Raw genomic sequence first — 22,198 nt, 5'->3', positions numbered from 1 at the left:
GTTGCCACCACTAGGACCTGAACCTAGCGCGTCTACCAATTTCGCCACCTGGGCGCTTCCAGCGAAGGCCGAATTCTATAGAAAGATCAGCAAATGTCAATCAGCAGACCGTCGGCGGTCCGTGGCCGCGACCCGTATCTCGATCGCGAGGAGAAGCGTTACGAGCAGCCGCTGCCGTCGCGCGAATACATCGTCCAGACGCTGGCCGATCAGGGCCGGCCGGTCAGCTTCGCGGCGCTGTGCGCGCTGCTCGAGATCCGCGCCGACGAACAGGAGAGCTTCGCGCGCCGCCTGCGGGCGATGGAGCGCGACGCGCAATTGATGCGCAACCGCCGCGAATGCTACCTGTTGCCCGAACGCGCGAGCCTGATCGCCGGGCGGGTCGAGGGGCATCCCGACGGCTACGGCTTCCTGATTCCCGACGACGGCAGCGAAGCGCTGGTGCTCGAAGCGCGGCAGATGTCCAAGGTCCTGCACCGCGACCGCGCGCTGGTTCGCGTCGTCGGCGTCGACCGCCGCGGGCGGCGCGAGGCGGCGATCGTCGAGGTGCTCGAGCGGGCGAACAGCCGCGTCGTCGGCCGCGTGCTCGTCGAGCACGGGATCACGCTGGTCGTTCCCGAGGACCGGCGGATCAACCAGGACATCCTCGTCGCCCCCGACGGGGTCGTCGGCGCGCAGGCCGGCGAGGTGGTCACGGTCGAGATCATCGAGCAGCCCGACCGGCACACCAAGCCGGTCGGGCAGATCGTCGAGATCCTCGGCCATTACGCCGACCCGGGGATGGAGATCGAGATCGCGCTGCGCAAGCACCAGCTGCCGTTCGAGTTCTCGGCGGCCGCGCTCGGCGAAGCGGCGGCGCTGCCGCAGGCGATCGATCCGCGCGAGTCGCAACGGCGCGTCGATCTGCGCGACCTGCCGCTGGTGACGATCGACGGCGAGAACGCCCGGGACTTCGACGACGCGGTCTTCGCCGAGAGGCGAGGGCGGGGCTGGCGGCTCGTCGTGGCGATCGCCGACGTCAGCCATTACGTCGGGCCGGCGACGGCTCTCGATCGCGATGCGCGCGAGCGGGGGAACTCGGTGTACTTCCCGCGCCGGGTGATCCCGATGCTGCCCGAGCAACTGTCGAACGAGCTGTGCTCGCTGAAGCCCGACGTCGACCGGCTGGCGATGGTCTGCGACCTGCGCATCGACGAGCGCGGCGAGATCGTCGACTACCGCTTCGGCGAGGCGGTGTTCCGCTCGCACGCGCGGCTGACCTACGACCAGGTCTGGGCGTGGCTGTCGGGGGCCGCCGAGCCGCAGAACGACGTCCACCGCGCGCTGCTGCCGCGGCTTGGCGACCTCCACTCGCTGTTCAAGGTGCTCGCCGAAGCGCGCGACCGGCGCGGGGCGATCGACTTCGAGACGATCGAGACGATGATGCTGTTCAACGACCAGGGCAAGATCGAGCGGATCGTCCCGGTACAGCGCAACGACGCGCACCGGCTGATCGAGGAGTGCATGCTCGCCGCCAACGTCTGCGCGTCGGACTACCTGCAGCGCCACCGGCAGGCGTGCCTCTACCGGATCCACGAGGGCCCGACTCCCGAGAAGTTGGACGCGCTGCGCGAGTTCCTGCGCGAGTTCGGCCTCGGCCTCGCCGGGGGCGACCGCCCCGTCGCCCGCGATTACGCCGCGCTGCTCGACAGCGTCCGCGATCGCCCCGACGCGCAACTGCTGCAGACGGTGATGCTCCGCTCGCTGCGCCAGGCGATGTACAGCCCGGACAACGTGGGGCACTTCGGGCTCGCCTACGAGCACTACACGCACTTCACTTCGCCGATCCGCCGCTACCCCGACCTGCTCGTCCATCGTTCGATCAAGGCCGCCCTCGCCGGCAAGGACTATTCGCCGGGCGACTGGGACGAGGTCGGGCTGCACTGCTCGATGACCGAACGGCGCGCCGACGAGGCGACGCGCGACGTGACCAGCTGGCTCAAGTGCTACTACATGCGCGAGCGGATCGGCGAGAGCTTCTCGGGAACGATCTCGGCGGTGGTTCCGTTCGGCGTCTTCGTCGCCCTCGACGAGGTCTACGCCGAAGGGCTGATCCACGTCTCGGAACTCGGCGAGGAGTACTTCGTGTTCGACGCGGTCAGGCACCAGATGCGCGGCGAGCGGACGGGCCGGCGCTATCGTCTCGGCGACCGCCTGGCGGTGACCGTCGTCCGTGCCGACCTCGATTCGGGGAAGATCGACTTCGTTCTCGGCGCGTCGGCCTGACGAGTGGCTGCCGAGTCCTCGGCCGCTCCGCTCGCGCGCTCCCAAGCGGCGTGCTGGAGCAGGTTGGCGATGCGCACCCTCGGGCTCGGCAGTCCGCAGATCGGCACGGGATCGGGCGGCTTCCCCTGAAGACCTCCCTGATGACTCTGCCCTGCTGACGCGGCTGGGCCGGATCGGCAGGGCGACGGCGTCCCTGACCTTGGATCGTCACCAAGGGAGACTGACGGTCCTGGCGGGGGAAGCGGGCGCCGTGTGTCACATATCAACCATGTGATCGCTAGGGTAAAATGTCCACCGGTCGGGCCTGGCAGCCGCACGTCGGCGCCTGACCGGGCAGGCTCCATCAAACAACCCAAGGACAAGCATCATGCCAATCGGCACAACGATCACTGAGTACATCATCGAGGAACAACGACGAATCCAGGGAGTCTCGGGAGACTTCACGGCGCTGATCAACGACGTCGTGATCGCCTGCAAGGCGATCTCGAGCGCCGTGCGCTACGGCAGTCTGGTCGGCGTTCTGGGCACTGCGGACACCGAGAACATCCAGGGTGAGACGCAGAAGAAACTCGACGTGATTTCCAACAACCTGTTCATCAAGCGCAACGAGTGGGCCGGGCATGTCGCGGCGATGGCCTCCGAGGAGATGAACGACGTCTACCAGCTTCCAAGGCAGTATCCGCGCGGCAAGTACCTGCTCGTCTTCGACCCGCTCGACGGGTCGACGAACACCGACGTGAATGGTGCGGTCGGCACCATCTTCTCGATCATGCGTCGCCCGGAAGGGGCGATCGGCGAGCCGACCGAAGACGATTTCCTGCAGCCCGGAACGCGCCAGATCTGCGCCGGCTACGCGCTCTACGGCCCGTCGTCGATGATGGTCCTGACCACCGGACACGGGGTCAATGGCTTCACCCTCGACCAGCGGATCGGCGAGTACATCCTGACCAGTCCGGCGATGCAGATCCCCGAGGAAACCAGCGAGTTCTCGATCAACGCGGCGTACATGCGCTTCTGGGATCCGCCGGTGCGCCGCTACATCGACGAGTGCCTGGCCGGCAAGGAGGGGCCGCGCGGCAGGGACTTCAACATGCGCTGGGCGGGGGCGATGATCGCCGACGTGCACCGCGTGCTCTGCCGCGGTGGCGTCTTCCTCTACCCGGTCGACCGCAAGCTGCGTTCGAAGAAACAGGAAGGCAAGCTGCGCCTGATGTACGAAGCGAACCCGATGAGCTTCATCGTCGAACAGGCCGGCGGACTGGCGACGACCGGGACCGAGCGGATCCTCGACCTGCAGCCGACCGGCCTGCACCAGCGCTGCCCGGTGATCATGGGCTCGCGCAGCGAGGTCGAGAGGATCATCTCGTACCATCGCCAGGAGCAGTAGGTCCGACGGTCGGCGCGCCCGCGATCGGCGGGCGCGCCGGCTTGCCGGGTCGGTCGCGCGAAAGTCAGGCGGGGGCAGCGCCGGAGCCGGCTTCCTCGGGGGTCAGCGCCTTCATCGACAGACGAACGCGGCCCTTCTCGTCGGCTTCGAGAACCTTGACGCGCACCTTCTGGCCTTCCTTGAGGTAGTCGGCGACGGCGTTGACGCGCTCGTTGGCGATCTGCGAGATGTGCAGCAGACCGTCGCGGCCAGGCAGGATGCTGACGATCGCGCCGAAGTCGAGGAGCTTGAGCACCGTTCCGTCGTAAACCTTGCCGACCTCGACGTCGGCGGTGATCGATTCGATCCGCGCGCGGGCGGCGTCGGCCGCGTCGGCGCTGACCGAGGCGATGGTGATCGTCCCGTCGTCCTTGATGTCGATCGTCGTTCCGGTTTCCTCGGTGATCGCGCGGATTACCGCTCCGCCCTTGCCGATCACGTCGCGGATCTTCTCGGGGTTGATCTTCATCGTATAGAGGCGCGGCGCGTAGCTCGACACTTCTTCCCGGTGACCGGACATCGAGCCCTGCATCTGCTGCAGGATGTGGCGCCGTGCCTCGGCCGCCTGGGCCAGCGCGACGCGCATGATCTCCGCAGTGATCCCCTGGATCTTGATGTCCATCTGCAGTGCGGTAACCCCGGCGTCGGTGCCGGCGACCTTGAAGTCCATGTCGCCGAGGTGGTCCTCGTCGCCGAGGATGTCGGTCAGCACGGCGAAGCGGTTGCCTTCCTTGATCAGCCCCATGGCGATTCCCGCGACGTGTCCGCGCAGCGGCACGCCGGCGTCCATCAGCGCCAGTGAAGAGCCGCAGACGGTGGCCATCGAGCTCGATCCGTTCGATTCGGTGATCTCGGAGACGACGCGGATCGTGTACGAGAACTCCTCGGCCGACGGCAGGACGCCAGCCAACGCGCGCTTGGCGAGCCGGCCGTGGCCGATCTCGCGCCGCTTCGGCGAGCCGACGCGGCCGCATTCGCCGGTCGCGTAGGGCGGGAAGTTGTAGTGGAGCATGAAGCGTTCGCGGCGCTCGCCCGAAAGCGCGTCGACGATCTGCTCGTCACGGCCGGTGCCGAGCGTGGCGACGACGATCGCCTGCGTCTCGCCGCGCGTGAACAGCGCCGAGCCGTGGGCGCGCGGCAGGACTCCCGAGCGGATGGCGATCGGGCGCACCGTTCGCGTATCGCGGCCGTCGATCCGCGGTTCGCCGGCGAGAATCCGCCCGCGGACGATTCGCGCCTCGACGTCGGAAACCATGTTGCGGATCGCGTTGGCGTCCGGAGCGTCGTCGTCGGCGGTCAGCGACTCGACCGCGTAGGCGGTGATTTCCTTGATCCGCTGGGTGCGCAGCTGCTTGCTGCCGATCCGGTAGGCTTCCTGCAGTTCGCCGTCGACGAGCTGGATCAGCTTGCCATGGACGGCCTCGTTGCGCGCGGCCGGAGCCCAGTCCCATTCGGGCTTGCCGGCCTCGGCGGCGAGTTCGTCGATCGCCTGGATCGCTGCCTGCATCTGCTGGTGCCCGAAGACGACCGCGCCGAGCATGATCTCCTCGGAGAGCTCCTTCGCTTCCGATTCGACCATCAGCACGGCCGCTTCGGTTCCGGCGACGACCAGGTCGAGCTGGCTCGATTCGAGCTGGCTCAGCGTCGGGTTGAGCACGTACTGGCCGTCGACGTAGCCGACGCGTGCGGCGCCGATCGGACCGTCGAAGGGAATTCCCGAGATCGCCAGTGCGGCCGACGCGCCGAGCATCGCCGGGACGTCGGGGTCGATCTCGGGGTTCAGCGACATGACCATCGCGACGATCTGCACCTCGTGGTAGAAGCCTTCGGGGAACAGCGGGCGCAGCGGGCGGTCGATCAGCCGTGAGGTCAGCGTCTCCTTCTCCGACGGCCTGCCCTCGCGCTTGAAGAAACCACCGGGGATCCGGCCGGCGGCGTAGGTCTTTTCGATGTAGTCGACGGTCAGCGGAAAGAAATCCTGGCCCGGCTTCGCCGTCCGGTTGCCAACGACGGTGACTAGGACGACCGTGTCGTCCATCGATACGACGACCGCCCCGCTCGCCTGCCGGGCGATCTCGCCGGTTTCCAGCGTGATCTGGTGGGCACCGTAGGCAAAGCTCTTCCTGACGATATTGAACATCGTTTGCTTCCTCAATGATCTGGCGCGTGCCTGCCCACGACTCCGGCAGACAGATCAACCGACACGCCAATTGGCCAATAAAACGCAGCAACGAGAACAGCGGCGCAGCCCGTACCGGGCTGGCCGCTGCCAGCATTTCGAATCACCTGCATCGCCGACCGCAGCGCGGATCGGTGAGCAGGTCTACTTGCGCAGGCCGAGACGTTGGATCAGCGTACGGTACGAATCAACGTTGGTCTGCTTGAGGTAATCCAGCAGCTTGCGCCGACGGCTGACCATGCGCAACAGGCCGCGACGCGAGTGGTTGTCCTTCTTGTGTTCCCTGAAGTGGCCGGTGAGGTCGTTGATGCGCGCGGTCAGCAAAGCCACCTGGACCTCCGACGAGCCGGTGTCGCCCGGGGCGCGCTGATAATCGGCCATGATTTGCGCTTTCTGCGCAACACTGATCGCCATGTCAAACTCTCTTTCTGGAAAGCGGCGTCGCCCCGGTTTGATAGAGCCAGCGCCCGATTGATGAACCTGCAGTCTTGTCGCTTGGCGAAGCGAGCCCGCGATTCTAACTGCTCGCCCGATGGGCGGCAAGCCGCGCGTCGCCCGCCGATCGGGCGAGCAGATTCGCGGCCAGCCCGCTTGACGCGGTCGGCTGTGGCCGTCGATACTCGCGGCGCCGCGGGCGGCGCCAGCCTGACCCGCGCCTTGTTCGACACCTGCCCGGAGCGCGCCTCGCCCGATGACCGAACCCGAATCCGACTCGCTCTCACCGGCGCTCCAGCAACTGCACATCGCGCGTTGCGAGCCGGCCGCCAGGCGCCCGCGCCGCCGCTGGCCGGCGCTGATCGCCGGCCTCGTCGTGCTCGCGCTCGCCGGTTTCCTTCTGATGCCGCGGACACCCGAGGTGCGCGTGACCAGCGTGCTCGTCAGCACCCCGTCACAGCAGTACGTCGAGCTCGTCGCGTCGGGCTACGTCGTCGCGCAGAGGCGGGCGGCCGTCGCCTCGAAAGCCACCGGCCGGCTGATCGACCTGCGCGTTCGCGAAGGGTCGGTCGTGCGCAAGGACGAGGTCATCGCCCGCCTCGACGCGAGCGACGTCGACGCGGCGATCGGCGCCGCGCAGGCGGCGGTTCGTCAGGCCGAAGCCGGACAGCGCCAGGCTGCCGCGCTGCTCCGCCAGGCCGAGGTCGAGGAAGTGAACGCCGCTGCCGACCTGCAGCGCACGCTCGGTCTCGAGGGGCGGGGCTTCGTCTCGGCACAGGCCGTGGACGGAGCGAGAAAGCGCGCGAACGCCGCTCAGGCCGCGCTGGCAGCGGCGCAGGCGGCGCTGGCTCAGGCCGTCGCCGGGCGCGAGCAGGCGGTCGCCCAGCTCAAGATCCAGGCGGTCAACGAGGACTTCACGCAGATCCGCGCACCGTTCGACGGTGTCGTGCTGGTCAAGAACGCCAACGTCGGCGACATCATCACGCCGTTCTCGAACGCCGCCGGCACGCAGGGCGCGGTGGTCACGATGGCCGACATGAGCACGCTCGAAGTCGAGGCCGACGTCTCGGAGAGCAACATCGGCAAGGTGGCCGTCGGCCAGCCGGTGGAGATCGTCCTCGACGCGCTGCCCGACGCGCGTTTCAGCGGCCGGGTCGCGAGCATCGTGCCGACCGTCGACCGGGCCAAGGCGACGGTGATGACCAAGATCCAGTTCGACCGGCTCGATCCGCGGATCCTCCCGGAGATGAGCGCGCGGGCGAGCTTCCTCTCGCGTCCGCCCGGCGAGGACGACTTCAGGCCGGTCCTCGCCGTCAATCCGCAGGCCTTGCGCGAGCGCGACGGCCGGACCGAGGTCCTGCGTCTGGTCCCCGGCGGGACGGTCGAGGTCGTCGCGGTGCGCCGTGGGCGGAAGCTCGGCGATCTCGTCGAAGTCAGCGTCGCCGACGGCGTCGAGCTCAGCTCGGGCGACAAGCTCGTCCTCGACCCGCCCGCAGGGCTGCGCGCGGGTTCGGCAGTGAAGCCCAGCGCCAAGTGAATGCCGGCCGGAACCTGGCGGCGGCCGCGCCGCTGATCCGCATCCGTGCGCTTTCGCGCGCGTACCGGCGCGGGACGCAGACGATCCCGGTGCTCCAGGGCGTCGACCTCGACGTCCAGCGAGCCGAGTTCATCGCCCTGATGGGTCCGAGCGGGTCAGGCAAGAGCACGCTGCTCAACCTGATCGCCGGCATCGACAAGCCCGACGGCGGACGGATCGAGATCGCCGGCGTGGACATCGCGCAGCTCGGTGAAGGCGAACTCGCCGACTGGCGGGCGGCCCACGTCGGCTTCATCTTCCAGTTCTACAACCTGCTGCCGGTGCTCAGCGCGGCCGAGAACGTCGAACTGCCGCTGTTGCTCGCGCCACTGACGCGTCGCGAGCGGCACGAGCACGTCGCCTCGGCGCTGGCCATGGTCCGCCTCACCGACCGCGCCGACCACTACCCGAACGAACTCTCGGGCGGGCAGCAGCAGCGCGTCGCGATCGCCCGCGCGCTGGTCACCGACCCGCAACTGATCGTCGCCGACGAACCGACCGGCGATCTCGACCGGGTGACCGGCGCCGAGATCCTCGCGCTGCTCGGTGACCTGCACCGCCGGCTCGGCAAGACGATCGTCATGGTCACCCACGACCCTAAGGCGGCCGCCTGCGCCGAGCGTCTCGTGCATCTCGAGAAGGGCGTGCTGGTCGATGGTCCCGCGGCCGGCGGACACTGAACGCGGCTGCTTCGACCGACGCCGCTGCCCAGGACCATGCTGCTGCTGCGCCTGCTCCTCAAGAACTGTCTGCGGCATCGGCTGCGCAGCCTGCTGACGCTCGTCGGCCTGGTCGTCGCGATCAGCGCCTTCGGGCTGCTGCGGACGCTCGTCGACGCCTGGTACGCGGGGGTCGAAGCCTCGGCGAGCACGCGGCTGGTGACGCGCAACGCGATCTCGCTGACCTTCACACTGCCACTGAGCTACGCCGAACGGATCCGGGGTGTCGCCGGGGTCAGCGGCCTGTCGTGGGCCAACTGGTTCGGCGGCGTGTACATCACCGAGCGCAACTTCTTCCCGCAGTTCGCCGTCGATCCGGAGAGCTATCTCGCGCTGTACCCCGAGTACGGGCTCGCCGACGACCAGAAGCAGGCCTTCCTGCGCGACCGCCAGGGGGCGATCGTCGGGCGCAAGCTCGCCGACAAATTCGGCTGGAAAGTCGGCGACCAGATCCCGCTGCGCGGGACGATCTATCCGGGGACGTGGACCTTCCCGCTGCGCGGGATCTACGACGGAGCCGAGCCGAGCACCGATGAGCAGCAGATGTTCTTCCACTGGAAGTACCTCAGGGAGTCGGCGCGCAAACGGGCGGGGCCCGGCAGTTCGGACACCGTCGGCGTGTTCATCGTCGGCATTGACGACGCCAGCGAAGCCGCAGCGATCTCGCAACGCATCGACGCGCTGTTCCGCAACTCGCTCGCCGAGACGCTGACCGAGACCGAGAAGGCCTTCCAGCTGAGTTTCGTTTCGATGAGCGAGGCGATCCTCGTGGCCATCGAGGCGGTGAGTCTGATCATCATCGTGATCATCATGGCGGTGATGGCCAACACGATGGCCATGACCGCGCGCGAGCGGCTCGCCGAGTACGCGACGCTGCGCGTACTCGGCTTCACGCCGGCTTTCGTCTCCCGCCTGCTGATCGCCGAGAGCCTGCTGATCGCCATCGCTGGCGGTCTGGCCGGGGTCGCCGCGACCTTCCCGCTGGCCGCACTCGTCGGCCGCGCGACGGGCACGCTGTTCGCGGTGTTCCAGGTTTCCCACCTGACCGTCGGGCTGCAGCTGCTCGCTGCGCTGGTCATCGGCGGCGTCGCCTCCGCCTGGCCGGCGTGGCGGATCAGCCGGCTGGACATCGTCTCGGGTCTGAGGCAGGTCGCGTGAGGGCCGTGCCGCTGAGTTACGTCGCGCGCAACCTCCGCGTGCGCCGGGTGACCGCCGCGCTCACCGCGCTGGGCATGGCGCTCGTCGTCTACGTTTTCGCGACCGTCCTGATGATGAGCGAGGGCATCCGCGTGACGCTGGTCGCCACCGGTCAGCCGGACAACGTCGTCGTCCTGCGCAAGGGCGCCGGCGCGGAGATCAACTCGGTCATCTCGCGCGAGCAGGCGGCGATCGTCGCCAGCCTGCCTGGAATCGCCACCGACGCGCTCGGCCGGCGCCTGGCGAGCAGCGAACCGGTCGCGCTGAACAACCTCCCGAAGCGCGGCAGCGGCAAGCCGAGTAACGTCACCGTCCGCGGCACTTCAGAGATCGGTCTCGAACTCAGGCCGCAGGTGCGCCTCACTTCCGGGCGCATGTTCCGCGTCGGGACGAGTGAAATCGTCGCCGGTCGATCGATCGCCGAAGGCTTTGCGGGGGTGGGGCTCGGCGAGACGCTGCGCTTCGCCGGGCGCGAATGGACCGTCGTCGGCGTCCTCGACGGTGGAGGTAGCGGTTTCGACTCGGAGATCTGGGGCGACGCCGAGCAGATGATGCAGGCGTTTCGCCGGCGCGCGTTCTCGACGATCGTCTTTCGCCTGGCCGACGAATCCGGCTTCGAGCGCATGCGCGCGCTGATCGACGCAGACCCGCGGCTCGGTGTCGAGGCCAAGCCCGAGATTCGCTTCTACGCCGAGCAGAGCGAGGCGCTGGCGACGTTCATCTCGATCCTCGGCACCGTGCTCTCGGTGATTTTCTCGATCGGCGCGATCGTCGGCGCGATGATCACCATGTTCGCCGCCGTCGCCCAGCGCGTCGCCGAAATCGGCACGCTGCGCGCGATCGGCTTTCGCCGCGGCGCCGTCCTCGTCGCCTTCCTTGCCGAGGCGCTGCTGCTCTCGCTCGCCGGCGGTGTGGTCGGACTGGCCGCGGCGAGCCTGATGCAGGTGGTCAGCGTATCGACGACCAACTTCCAGACCTTTTCCGAACTCGCCTTCCGGTTCACGATGACCCCGTCGATCGCCGCGCAGACGCTCGCCTTCGCCCTGCTCATGGGCCTCGCCGGCGGCTTCATCCCCGCTTGGCGGGCCGCTCGCCTGAGCATCGTCGATTGCCTTCGTCAAGCCTGAAAAAAACGGGGACAGACCCCATTTCCGCGTAGCGAAAATGGGGTCTGTCCCCGTTTTTTCCGCTTTTCTACCCGCCTTTCTGGTATAAAGCCGCCGATGCCGCTTTCCCAAGCACCCCGGACGCCGCCTGCGCGCGGCTACCGCTACTACGACCTGGTGATGGCCGCTTTCGTCGCGGTCTACCTGTGCTCGAACCTGATCGGCCCGGCCAAGGCCGCACAGCTGACGCTGCCGCTGATCGGTCCGGTGACCTTCGGTGCGGGTGCGCTGTTCTTCCCGATCTCGTACATCTTCGGCGACATTCTCACCGAGGTGTACGGCTACGCGCGGGCGAGGAAGGTGATCTGGGCCGGCTTCGCGGCGATGGCCTTTGCCTCGCTGATGGCCTGGGTCGTCGTTGCGCTGCCACCGGCTCCCGAGTGGCAGAACCAGCCGGCGTACGAGATCGCCTTCGGATCGACCTGGCGAATCGTCCTCGCCTCGCTGACCGCGTTCTTCTGCGGCGAGTTCGTCAATTCGTACATACTCGCCCGGATGAAGGTGATGACCCGCGGCCGGTGGCTGTGGACGCGGACGATCGGCTCGACGATCGTCGGCGAGGGCGTCGACTCGCTGCTCTTCTACCCGCTGGCCTTCTACGGTTCGGGGCTGATCCCCGACGAGATTCTCTGGAAAGTCATGCTGTCGCAGTTCGTCGCCAAGGTGATGGTCGAAGTGCTGTTCACTCCGCTGACCTACAAGATCGTCGCAGCGCTCAAGCGCGCCGAGCACGAAGACTATTACGACTTCGACACCGACTTCACGCCGTTCAGCCTGAAGGCCTGAACGCCCGGCCTACCGGGCGTTCAGCGCACCGGTGGCGCTAGAGCTTGAAGCTCACTCCAGCATAGATCGAACGTCCGACGCCGGGAACCGCGATCCCCCAGGGAACCCCGTTCAGCATCATCGTCGTTCCCTGGCCGGTGTAGGCCCCGCCGAGCGGCAGGTAGTAGAGCTTGTCGAACAGGTTCTCGACACCGAAGTCGATGCGCGCCTGCTTCCACGAGTAGCTGGTGCGCAGGTTGACGAGGCCGTAGCCGGGCGTGCCGATTTCGTTGCGCACGTCGGAGAGGTGGTTCTTGGCGCTGGCGCCGACGAACTCGAGCGCGTTGTCCCAGCCGCCGACGCGCTCCGTCAGTACCAGCCGGGCGTTGAACGGCATGATGTTGTACAGGCCGTCGCCGGTGTCGAGGTTCTTCCCGTAGGTGTAGGAGATCACGCCGTTGAGCGCGAAGTCGCCGAAGCGGGTCGCCGCCAGCGGGAGTTCGCCGGACAGGTCGATGCCGTAGAGTTCGGCCGACTGGTTCGCGTACTGCAGGACGACGAACTGGTTGGTCGTCGTCGCGTTCGGTGGCGCGCAGGTCGTTCTGTTGCTGCAGCGGATCGCGTCGATGTAGTCGTTGACCCGCGTATAGTACGGCGTCGCCTTGACTCGCCAGCTGCGGTCGGCGGCATGCCAGTCGACCGACGCCGAGACGGTGTACGCGACCTCGGGGTTGAGGTCGACGTTGCCGTAGTAGCCGTTGCCGTCGCCAACGAGGTTGTTCATCACCGCGGCCATCGACCAGGTCGACCAGGTGTAGCGCTCGTAGAGGTTCGGCGAGCGGGTCTTGCGGGCCACCCCGAATTCGAGATCGGTCTGCGCGTCGGCCGCGTAACGGGCGAGGGCGGTCAGGTCCCAGTTGTTGTCGGTCTTCCGGCGATCCTGTGCGTTGAACGCCGCAGCGTCGGCCTGCTGGTTGCTGTACATGCGCATCATGCCCATGCCCATGAAGTTCATGTTCGGGTCGTACCCCTGCACCGGCCCGGCATCGGTCGTCACGCGCTCGTAGCGCAGTCCGAGCAGCGTCGTCCAGCGCGCGTCGAGCCGCGATTCCCATTCGCCGAAGATCGCCAGACGGTCGCGCGTTCCGTCGTTGATGTTCTCGAAGGTCTGCGGCCACATGCCGCTCCCCGAAGGCGGCCAGGAGTCGTCGAGCCAGTAGTGCTGGTACAGGCCGCCGACGCGCAGCAGGTCGCTGGCCCCGAGATTGACGTCGGCGCGCACGGTGACCCCGGTGTTCCTGCTTTCGGTCTTCATCGGCATTCCCGCGGCGCAGGTCGCGCTGATTGGCGAACAGGGATAGCCGGTGCCGGACGCCATTCCGTAGTAGAAGCGCTTGTCGGGACCGAAGTCCATCAGGTGGTCGACCGTCTCGTAGTACGCGCGTGCCTCGAGCTGGCCCCAGTCGAACTCGCCGAGGTAGCGCAGATTGAAGCGGTTCTGGGTGTTGCCGAGCATGTCCATCCGCTGGTTGGGGAAGAGCTGCTCGGGGATGTCCTGGTAGGCGTACTTGAACTCGACGAGCTGCTCACGCTGCCGGTAGGCGAGCGCGACCTGGTAGTTGCGCGCTTCGTACGCCGACGACCCGACCTCGTCGCGGGCCAGCGTGTGTCCCGGGTTGCCGGTGGCGTCGAAGTTCTTGAAGTTGCCGCCGGCCGTGTAGTTGTCCGCTTTGGCGATCGCCGCACTGAAGCTGGCGCTGAGGTTGTCGTTGGCGATCCCTGCCGACAGGTTGCCGCCGCGGGCATTGCCGTTGCTCCGGTAGAACGCGCCGATCTCAGCGCTGGCCAGCACCGGCTCGCCGGGCGAAGCGAAGCGCGGAGCCAGCGACTCGGCGATGATCGTCCCGCCGATGCTGTCGCCACCGATGCTCACCGGCGTCACTCCGGCGACGACGCGCAGCTTGCCGACGCCGGTCGGGTCGAGGTACGAAAGCGGCGGGTTCATGTGGTTCGGACACGACGAGATCAGGTCCATCCCGTCGACGACGATCCGGTTGCGGTCGTCGGCCAGGCCGCGGAGCACCGGCAGGCTCGAGACTCCGCCGGCCTCGCGCATCTGCACGCCCGGAACGCCGCGCAGCAGGCTTGCCGTGTCGCTGGTCGACGGGCGCAGGGTCTGCATCGTCTCGTCGCCAACCTGGCTCGCCACCGGAATCGGTTGCACGCGGCTTTCCCTGACGATCACCGTCGAGGACTCGGCCGATTGGTCAGCGGCGCTTCCGGCTGCGCCGTCGGCAGCGGCCAGCGGCGCCATCCCGCCGCTGCCGAGTACGGCCAGCGCCGCGGCCACTCGACTGATCCGGAAACTCATTTCCTCCTCCTCGTTCGTTCAGCAATGTGCGGGCGTCGATTCTCGCAGCGCAGCGCGACCGGCGGAATGTGACACGATGTCGCGCGACATTCGGCCACGGGTCCGCCTGGCGCCGCGCTTGCGGAGCCTGGTCGCTTCGGCGGCAATCGATCGCCGCAACACCGCCGCTTGGCGCAGCCGCGCCCTCCCGACAGCGCGAGGCGGTTGTCGGGCCAGCGGCAGAAGGCGGTGATCGTCCGCTGCGCTGGTCACCAGTCCAGAAGTGGACTAAAATACGCGTCGTCGCTTACAGGGAGACGCAGATGACCAGGACTGGCGCAGCGCCGGCGCGGCAGATGATCCGGCAGGTGGCGCAACCGGGGATCAGGGAAATGTCCGCGGCCGGGCTGCGGACCTTCTTCAACATCGCCCGCGACTGGCGGCTGAGCGTCGAGGAGCAGATCGTCCTGCTCGGTTCGCCGGGGCGTTCGACCTTCTTCAAGTGGAAGTCGGCACCGGCCGACGCGCGGCCGAGCCGCGACACGGTCGAACGCCTCTCGTACCTGCTCGGGATCTACAAGGCGCTGCAGATCCTGCTGCCCGAGGCCGAAGCGGCCGACGGCTGGGTGCGCAGGCCGAACGAGGCGGCGATCTTCGGCGGGCGCAGCGCGCTCGAGCGGATGCTCGGCGGCAACGTCGGCGACCTGCTCGTCGTGCGCCAGTATCTCGACGCGATGCGCGGCGGCTGGGCGTGAGCGAGCCGCTGCTGCCGACTGCGCGGCTCGACTGGAACCCCGCCTGGCGGGTGATTCCGAGCCGTTATCCGGCGATCAACGTCTTCGAGCGCGTCGCCTCGGCCGAGGACTTCGACGCGCTCTACGCGCTCGAGGCGCTGACCAACGACCGGCTGCGCGACGAGGTCGGGCAGATCGAACTCGTGCCGCGCGCCGAGCGCGTCTTTGGCCCGGGCAGCGGGCCGATCATGGCCGCGTTCACCCACCGCAATCCGCTCGGCAGCCGCTTCAGCGACGGATCGTACGGCGTCTTCTACTGCGCTCGCGAGACGCCGACGGCGATCGCCGAGACCGCGTATCACTCGGCGCGCTTTCTCGCGGCGACCAGTCAGGCGCCGATGAAGCTGTCGATGCGTCTGTACTCGGTCACTGCCGCCGGCGAGGTCGCCGACCTGCGCGACGCCGCGGTCAGCGACCCGGCGATCCTCGACCGCGCCGAATACCGCGCGGCGCAGGCGCTCGGCCGGCGAGTGCGCGAGGCCGGTTTGCCGGGTGTCGTCTATCCTTCGGTGCGCCGCGACGACGGCCAGTGCCTTGCCGCGTTCTCGCCACGGCTGCTCGGCAACTGCCGGCATTCGGCGTATCTCGAATACCGCTGGAACGGCCGGGCGATCGACTCGATCTTCGAGTTCTCCCGGATCGCCTGAGGGGGCCGCCGTGAATTGCCCTGCCCACAGTCCCGCCGCCGCGGCGCCGCGCCCGCTGTTCTCGTACCGCAAGTACTGGCCGAGCCGCTTCGGCGTCGCGCCTTTCCTGCCGATGTCGCGCGCCGAGATGGACGATCTCGGCTGGGATGCGTGCGACGTGATCATCGTCAGCGGCGACGCGTACGTCGACCACCCGAGCTTTGGCATGGCGCTGATCGGTCGCCTGCTCGAGGCGCAGGGCTTCCTCGTCGGGATCATCAGCCAGCCGGACTGGCGGTCGGCCGATGCGTTTCGCGCGCTCGGCCGGCCGAAGCTGTTCTTCGGGGTCACCGCCGGGAACATGGACTCGATGGTCAACCGCTACACGGCCGACCGCAAGCCGCGTTCGGACGACGCCTACACGCCCGACGGCGCACCCGACCGGCGCCCGGACCGGGCGGTCGTCGTCTACGCGCAGCGCTGCCGCGAGGCGTACGCCGGCGTCAATGTGGTGATCGGTTCGATCGAGGCGAGCCTGCGCCGGATCGCGCACTACGACTACTGGTCGGACAAGGTACGCCGGTCGGTGCTGCCCGACTCGAAGGCCGACCTGCTGATCTACGGCAGCGCCGAGCGCGCGGTCGTCGAACTCGCGCACCGGCTCGCCGCCGGCGAGCCGATCGGCGGGATCCGCGACCTGCGCGGAACGGCGTTCATGGTTGCGCGCGGCTGGCTGCCGGGCGACGACTGGGTCGAGGTCGACTCGACGGTGGTCGACGCGCCCGGTCCGCCGGTGCGGCACGCCGATCCCTATGCGGCGACCACCGGCAGTGGAGCGGACTGCGCGAGGGAAGCCGCGCCGCGCGAGCAGCCGATTTCCGTCGACTTCGGCGGGCTGCGCCGCCGGGCGACGATCGACCGGGCAAGGACGGCGATCCGCCTGCCGGCGTACGAGCAGGTCGCCACTGACCCGGTACTCTATGCGCACGCCTCGCGCGTCTTCCATCTCGAAGCGAACCCGGGCAACGCGCGGGCGCTGATCCAGGCGCACGGCGCACGCGATGTCTGGCTCAACCCGCCGCCGATCCCGCTGAGCACGGCGGAGATCGACGGCGTCTTCGCCTCGCCTTTCCAGCGCCGGCCGCATCCGGCGTACGGCGAGGCGAGGATCCCGGCGTTCGAGATGATCCGCTTCTCGGTGAACATCATGCGCGGCTGCTTCGGCGGCTGCACCTTCTGCTCGATCACCGAGCACGAGGGGCGGATCATCCAGAGCCGCTCCGAGCAGTCGATCGTCCGCGAGATTGAGGAGATCCGCGACCGGACTCCGGGTTTCACCGGGGTGATCTCCGACCTCGGCGGGCCGACGGCGAACATGTACCGGATGGCCTGCCGCGATCCGCAGATCGAGTCGGCGTGCCGCCGGCTTTCGTGCGTCTACCCGGGGATCTGCGCCAACCTGAACACCGACCACGCGCCGCTCGTCGAACTCTACCGCAAGGCGCGTTCCGTTCCCGGAGTGAAGAAGGTGCTGATTGCCTCGGGGCTGCGCTACGACCTTGCCGTTCGCGACCCGCGCTACGTTCGCGAACTGGTCACCCACCACGTCGGCGGTTACCTCAAGGTCGCCCCCGAACACACCGAGGAACGGCCGCTTTCATACATGATGAAGCCGCGGATCGCCGCCTGGGACGAGTTCCGCGCGTTGTTCGAGAAGTACTCGAAGGAGGCCGGCAAGGAGCAGTACCTGATCCCGTACTTCATCGCCGCGCACCCCGGGACGACCGACGAGGACATGCTCCGTCTCGCGCTCTGGCTCAAGCGCAACCAGTTCCGGCTCGACCAGGTGCAGACCTTCCTGCCGACGCCTCTGGCGCTGGCGACGGCGATGTACCACAGCCGGCGCAACCCGCTGCGCAAGGTCGCCGCCGGCTCCGAGGTCGTCGAGACCGCGCGCTCGGCGGCCGAGCGTCGGCTGCACAAGGCCTTCCTGCGCTACCACGACCCGGACAACTGGCCGCTGCTCCGCGAGGCGCTGCGGCGAATGGGTCGCGCCGAGCTGATCGGCAACGGCCGCCAGCATCTCGTTCCGCATTACCAGCCGCCAGGCACCGGGAAGAGCGTCGTCGGCGCCGCGAAGGCCAGTCCGGGGAGCGCTTCGCGGCCAGGCGGATCGACCCGCGGCGTGCGCCGGCCGGCGCGGCCCGGGCGGATCGACTAGACTGACAGCAAGACCTGCGGCGTTTGCCGTCGGCTGCGCGGACGCCGGCCGGCGATGATCCACCCGAAGCCCGGAGAACAGAACGATGAACGACCGTCTCGACAAGCACGTCCTGGGTACCTACCTGTCGCTGCGCATCGGCGTGGCGGTGATCGCCGTCTGCTTCCCGTTCCTGCTCTGGATCGGTGGGCGGATCTACGTCGGGCTGCCGCTGCAGGACTCGATGAGCGCGTACTACCACGCGACGGTCGATGGCCGGTCGATGCGCGACTGGTTCGTCGGCATTCTCTTCGCGGTCGGCGTCTTCCTCTACCTATATAAGGGCTACAGCCGGATCGAGAACTACGTTCTGAACTTCGCCGGAGTGATGGCCCTGGGCATCGCAATCTTCCCGATGGAGTGGGCCTGCGGTGAGTCGTGCGCGAAGCTCTCGCTGCACGGCAGTTGTGCGATCCTCTTCTTCGTGTGCATCGCTTTCGTCTGTGTGCGTTGTTCGCCTGACACGCTGCGCCTGCTCGAGGATCCCGAAGTCCAGGCGCGTTACCGCCGCCGCTATCAGGTTCTCGCCGTGCTGATGATCGTCTCGCCGGCGATCGCCTGGCTGGTCAATACGCTCTTCCGCCAGTACGGCTCGCTGGTCTTCTACGTCGAGGCGGCCGGGATCTTCGCCTTTGCCGCGTACTGGCTGACCAAGAGCCGCGAGATCGCGCTCACCGAGTCGGAAGCGCGGGTGCTGCGCGGCGAAATCTAGCCGCGGCTGATCGGCCGGTAGCGGATCCGTTTCGGCTTCGCCGCCTCCTCGCCGAGGCGGCGCTTCTTGTCGTCTTCGTACTCGTGGTAGTTGCCGGCGAAGAAGCTCCACTGCGAGTCGCCTTCACAGGCCAGGATGTGCGTGCAGATTCGGTCGAGGAACCAGCGGTCGTGCGAGATGACCAGCACGCTGCCGGCGAATTCGAGCAAGGCTTCCTCGAGCGCGCGCAGCGTCTCGACGTCGAGGTCGTTCGACGGTTCGTCGAGGAGCAGGACGTTGCCGCCGGTGATGAGCATCCGGGCCAGATGCAGTCGGCCGCGCTCGCCGCCCGAGAGCTGGCCGACGCGCTTCTGCTGGTCGGTGCCGCGGAAGTTGAAGCGGCCGATGTAGGCGCGTGCCGGCGTCTCGTACTTGCCGACGGTGAGCAGGTCGGCGCCGCCCGAGACCTCCTCGAAGACCGTCCGGTCGGGGTCGAGGCAGTCGCGGCTCTGGTCGACGTAGGCGAGCCTGACCGTGCTGCCGATTTCGATCGCGCCCGAATCCGGCTTCTCCTGGCCGATGATCATCCGGAAGAGCGTCGACTTGCCGGCGCCGTTCGGGCCGATGATCCCGACGATCGCTCCGGGCGGGACGGCGAAACTCAGCCGGTCGATCAGCAGGCGGTCGGCGAAAGACTTGCTGACCTCGCGGAACTCGATGACCTTGTCGCCGAGCCGGTCGCCGACCGGGATGAAGATCTCCTGCGTCTCGTTGCGCTTCTGGTATTCGACGCTCGACAGTTCGTCGAAGCGCGACAGTCGGGCCTTGCTCTTCGCCTGGCGAGCCTTCGGGTTCTGCCGCACCCATTCGAGTTCCTGCTTCATCGCCTTGATCCGGCCGGCTTCCTGGCGCGCCTCGACCTCGAGCCGTGCTTCCTTCTGTTCGAGCCAGCTCGAGTAGTTGCCTTTCCACGGGATTCCGTGGCCGCGGTCGAGTTCGAGGATCCATTCGGCGGCGTTGTCGAGGAAGTAGCGGTCGTGGGTCACCGCGACGACGGTTCCCGGGAAGCGGACGAGGAACTGCTCGAGCCAGTCGACCGATTCGGCGTCGAGGTGGTTGGTCGGTTCGTCGAGCAGCAGCATGTCCGGCTTCGAGAGCAGCAGCCGGCATAGTGCGACGCGCCGCTTCTCGCCGCCCGAGAGCTGACCGACCGGAGCGTCCCACGGCGGCAGGCGCAGCGCGTCGGCGGCGACTTCGAGCTGGTTTTCGAGGTCGGCGCCGCTGGTCGCGATGATCGCTTCGAGCCGCGCCTGCTCTTCGGCGAGCGCGTCGAAGTCGGCGTCGGGTTCGCCGTACGCGGCGTAGATGGCCTCGAGCTTCGCCTGCGCGGCAAAGGCCTCACCGAGGCCGGACTCGACCTCCTGGCGGACCGTCAGGTCCGGGTCGAGCCACGGTTCCTGCGGCAGATAGCCGATCTTCAGGTTGGGCATCGGCGTCGCCTCGCCGACGATGTCCCTGTCGACCCCGGCCATGATCCGCAGGACCGTCGACTTGCCCGAGCCGTTGAGCCCGAGCAGCCCGATCTTCGCGCCGGGGAAGAAGGAGAGCGAGATGTCCTTGAGGATCTGCCGCCTGGGCGGGACGATCTTGCCCACGCGGTTCATCGTGAAAACGTATTGAGCCATGGCGGTCGGTCGCAAACGGGTGAGCATCGGCCGGCACGTGACGGCGTGCCGCGCAGGCGCCAAGTCTACCCGAGTCGCGGCGAGCAGCGGTACTCGCCCGCGTATCCCCGTGAAACGGTCTTCGGCGCGGCCGGCCTACTTGTCGACGAAGGCGCGTTCGATCAGGTAGTCTCCCTGCGCGCCGATGTACGGCGAGACCTTGAAGCCGCGCGAGTCGAGCACCGCGCAACAGTCGCGGATCATCGCCGGACTGCCGCAGACCATCGCCCGGTCGCGCGTCGGGTCGAGCGGCGGCAGGCCGATGTCGGCGGACAGGCGCCCGCTGTCGATCAGTTCGGTGATCCGCCCCTGATGGACGAAGAGCTCGCGGGTGACCGTCGGGTAGTAGATCAGCCGGTTGCGGACGAGATCACCGAAGAACTCGTGCTGCGGCAGGTCCTCGCTGATGAACTCGCGGTAGGCGAGGTCGGCGACTCGCCGGACGCCATGGATCAGCACGACCTTCGCGAAGCGCTCCCAGGTCTCGGGATCCTGGATCAGGCTGATGAACGGTGCGAGACCGGTCCCGGTGGCCAGCAGGTAGAGGTGCTCGCCCGGACGCAGGTCGCGCAGGACGAGCGTGCCGGTCGGCTTGCGGCTGACGACGACCTCGTCACCGACGGCGAGGTGCTGGAGCTTCGAGGTCAGCGGGCCGCCGGGCACCTTGATGCTCAGGAACTCGAGAAATTCGTCGTGATTGGCGCTGGCGATGCTGTACGCGCGGCTCAGCGGCTTGCCTTGCTGCGGCAGTCCGATCATCACGAACTGCCCGTTGAGGAAACGCAGGCCCGGGTCGCGGGTGGTGCGGAAGCTGAACAGGCTGTCGTTCCAGTGGTGGACCGACAGGACTTTCTGGGCGGAGAAGGTGCTCATCAGGTTGGCCATCTTGTGTTCCGGAAACCGGCTGATCGTAGTTGCCGATGCTAGTATCCGCAAAGCAGATTGTTTGAATAAGAACTATCGGAAGAGTCACTATGCGCTTCAGCCTGCGGCAGATCGCCGTCTTCGTCGCCATCGCCCGGCACGAAAGCGTCTCGCGCGCGGCCGACGAACTCGCGCTGTCGCAATCGGCGGCCAGTGCGGCGCTCGGCGAGCTCGAACGACAATTCGACACGCAACTCTTCGACAGGTTCGGCAAGTCGCTGCGGCTCAACGAACTCGGGCAAGCGCTGCTCCCCGAAGCGGTCGAGCTGATCGAGCGCGCGCAGGCGCTCGAAAGCGCGCTCGAGGGGCGCGCCGGCTACGGAAGGCTGCGCATCGGCGCGACGCTGACCATCGGCAATTATCTGGCGACGCTGATCGTCGCCGATTTCCTCCGTCGACACCCGGAAAGCGAGGTCCAGCTTCGCGTCCATAACACGGCGACGATCGTCGAGCTGCTCGCGCGACACGAGCTCGATCTCGGGCTGATCGAGGGCCACTGCCATCATCCTGACCTGCACGTCGAATCGTGGGTCGCCGACGAGCTGGTGGTCTTCGCTGCGCCGGATCATCCGCTGGCGAGGCGCGGCTCGGCGACCGTCGGCGAACTCGCCGGCGAGGACTGGATCGTCCGCGAACCCGGCTCGGGGACGCGGGAAACGCTCGATCAGGCTCTCCGCCATGTCCTCCGGCCGCTGAACATCCGGCTCGAACTCGAGCATACCGAGGCGATCAAGCGCGCCGTCGAGTTTGGCCTCGGCGTCGCCTGCATCTCGCGCCTGGCGCTGCGCGAGGCTTTCCGGCGTGGCAGTCTGGCGCCGATCGAGACGCCCGAACTCGACCTGCGCCGGCATTTCCACTTCGTCTGGCACACCCGGAAGTTCCGCACCGCGGGGATGCGCGAGTTGGTCGCTCTGTGCCGCGCGCTGACCGACGGAGTCGAGCGCAGCGACCAGATCGAGTGGTCGCTGATTCCGTGAGGCTCGTTCCAGTGCGCAGGCCAGGGCCGATCGCCTTCGGGCAATCGCCTTGCGCGAAGGCGAACCCGTGCAGGAGCCGGCGGACGCAGTATAATCGCCGGTCTTCCGGAGCCGCCGGGGAGGT

Annotated in this window: 17 protein-coding genes; 12 read left to right on the top strand and 5 right to left on the bottom strand. The window is 67.8% G+C overall.

Annotation, left to right across the window (positions count from 1 at the left end):
* The first annotated feature begins 93 nt into the window (after positions 1 to 93).
* Together rnr and NFW05_RS15995 are read left to right on the top strand one after the other, a co-directional pair.
* On the top strand, positions 94 to 2,265 hold the full coding sequence (gene rnr, locus NFW05_RS16000) for a ribonuclease R (protein WP_295309195.1): 2,172 nt from the start codon (positions 94 to 96) through the stop codon (positions 2,263 to 2,265).
* 367 nt (positions 2,266 to 2,632) lie between these two features.
* On the top strand, positions 2,633 to 3,652 hold the full coding sequence (locus NFW05_RS15995; RefSeq protein ID WP_295309192.1) for a class 1 fructose-bisphosphatase: 1,020 nt from the start codon (positions 2,633 to 2,635) through the stop codon (positions 3,650 to 3,652).
* 64 nt (positions 3,653 to 3,716) lie between these two features.
* On the opposite strand, the gene pnp is transcribed toward NFW05_RS15995, so the two are convergent.
* Positions 3,717 to 5,831 carry a polyribonucleotide nucleotidyltransferase gene (gene pnp, locus NFW05_RS15990; protein ID WP_295309189.1) on the bottom strand — a complete coding sequence of 705 codons (2,115 nt, stop codon included), beginning with the start codon at positions 5,829 to 5,831 and terminating at the stop codon, positions 3,717 to 3,719.
* A 183-nt stretch (positions 5,832 to 6,014) separates the two neighbouring features.
* Entirely contained in the window at positions 6,015 to 6,284 is a 270-nt protein-coding gene (rpsO, locus tag NFW05_RS15985; protein ID WP_295309185.1) for a 30S ribosomal protein S15, read from the bottom strand.
* Positions 6,285 to 6,561: 277 nt separating this feature from the next.
* On the opposite strand from rpsO, the gene NFW05_RS15980 reads away from it, so the two are divergent.
* The 5 genes from NFW05_RS15980 (at position 6,562) to NFW05_RS15960 (ending at position 11,749) form a co-directional block, all read left to right on the top strand.
* Positions 6,562 to 7,842, top strand: a complete 1,281-nt coding sequence (locus NFW05_RS15980) for an efflux RND transporter periplasmic adaptor subunit (RefSeq protein WP_295309182.1) — start codon at positions 6,562 to 6,564, stop codon at positions 7,840 to 7,842.
* Positions 7,839 to 8,561, top strand: coding sequence for an ABC transporter ATP-binding protein (locus NFW05_RS15975; RefSeq protein WP_295309179.1), 723 nt, complete (start codon positions 7,839 to 7,841; stop codon positions 8,559 to 8,561). The genes NFW05_RS15980 and NFW05_RS15975 overlap by 4 nt, the downstream gene beginning before the upstream one ends.
* 36 nt (positions 8,562 to 8,597) lie before the next feature.
* The gene (locus NFW05_RS15970) at positions 8,598 to 9,758 is read left to right on the top strand and encodes an ABC transporter permease (protein ID WP_295309176.1); all 1,161 of its coding nucleotides are present in this window, start codon (positions 8,598 to 8,600) and stop codon (positions 9,756 to 9,758) included.
* A complete protein-coding gene (locus NFW05_RS15965; protein WP_295309173.1) occupies positions 9,755 to 10,924 on the top strand; it encodes an ABC transporter permease in 1,170 nt (389 codons plus the stop codon). Before NFW05_RS15970 ends, NFW05_RS15965 begins: the two co-directional genes overlap by 4 nt.
* A gap of 96 nt (positions 10,925 to 11,020) precedes the next feature.
* Positions 11,021 to 11,749 carry a queuosine precursor transporter gene (locus NFW05_RS15960; protein WP_295309170.1) on the top strand — a complete coding sequence of 243 codons (729 nt, stop codon included), beginning with the start codon at positions 11,021 to 11,023 and terminating at the stop codon, positions 11,747 to 11,749.
* Positions 11,750 to 11,786: 37 nt separating this feature from the next.
* Here NFW05_RS15960 and NFW05_RS15955 read toward each other — a convergent pair whose 3' ends face one another.
* Positions 11,787 to 14,099: a TonB-dependent receptor gene (locus tag NFW05_RS15955; RefSeq protein WP_295309168.1), complete on the bottom strand. Its 2,313-nt coding sequence runs from the start codon at positions 14,097 to 14,099 to the stop codon at positions 11,787 to 11,789.
* A 302-nt stretch (positions 14,100 to 14,401) separates the two neighbouring features.
* On the opposite strand from NFW05_RS15955, the gene NFW05_RS15950 reads away from it, so the two are divergent.
* The 4 genes from NFW05_RS15950 to NFW05_RS15935 all read left to right on the top strand — a co-directional run bounded on the left by NFW05_RS15950 (position 14,402) and on the right by NFW05_RS15935 (position 18,470).
* Positions 14,402 to 14,833, top strand: a complete 432-nt coding sequence (locus NFW05_RS15950; RefSeq protein WP_295309165.1) for an MbcA/ParS/Xre antitoxin family protein — start codon at positions 14,402 to 14,404, stop codon at positions 14,831 to 14,833.
* Entirely contained in the window at positions 14,824 to 15,519 is a 696-nt protein-coding gene (locus tag NFW05_RS15945; protein WP_295309200.1) for an RES family NAD+ phosphorylase, read from the top strand. The genes NFW05_RS15950 and NFW05_RS15945 overlap by 10 nt, the downstream gene beginning before the upstream one ends.
* Positions 15,520 to 15,529: 10 nt before the next feature.
* Entirely contained in the window at positions 15,530 to 17,719 is a 2,190-nt protein-coding gene (locus tag NFW05_RS15940; RefSeq protein WP_295309163.1) for a YgiQ family radical SAM protein, read from the top strand.
* Positions 17,720 to 17,804: 85 nt separating this feature from the next.
* Entirely contained in the window at positions 17,805 to 18,470 is a 666-nt protein-coding gene (locus NFW05_RS15935; RefSeq protein WP_295309161.1) for a hypothetical protein, read from the top strand.
* Here NFW05_RS15935 and ettA read toward each other — a convergent pair.
* Both ettA and NFW05_RS15925 read right to left on the bottom strand, forming a co-directional pair.
* Positions 18,467 to 20,134, bottom strand: a complete 1,668-nt coding sequence (gene ettA, locus NFW05_RS15930) for an energy-dependent translational throttle protein EttA (RefSeq protein WP_295309158.1) — start codon at positions 20,132 to 20,134, stop codon at positions 18,467 to 18,469. The two genes, NFW05_RS15935 and ettA, sit on opposite strands and share 4 nt — an antisense overlap.
* Before the next feature lie 135 nt (positions 20,135 to 20,269).
* Positions 20,270 to 21,046, bottom strand: coding sequence for a ferredoxin--NADP reductase (locus NFW05_RS15925; protein WP_295309197.1), 777 nt, complete (start codon positions 21,044 to 21,046; stop codon positions 20,270 to 20,272).
* 101 nt (positions 21,047 to 21,147) lie between these two features.
* On the opposite strand from NFW05_RS15925, the gene NFW05_RS15920 reads away from it, so the two are divergent.
* Positions 21,148 to 22,074 (top strand): LysR family transcriptional regulator, encoded by a 927-nt coding sequence (locus NFW05_RS15920; RefSeq protein ID WP_295309155.1) that lies wholly within the window; start codon positions 21,148 to 21,150, stop codon positions 22,072 to 22,074.
* Positions 22,075 to 22,198 lie beyond the last annotated feature (124 nt).

It is taken from the genome of Accumulibacter sp. (assembly GCF_023806625.1).
Classification (GTDB): domain Bacteria; phylum Pseudomonadota; class Gammaproteobacteria; order Burkholderiales; family Rhodocyclaceae; genus Accumulibacter.
The sequence above is the reverse complement of the archived record's forward strand: the minus strand, read 5'-3'. Positions and strand labels throughout refer to the sequence as shown.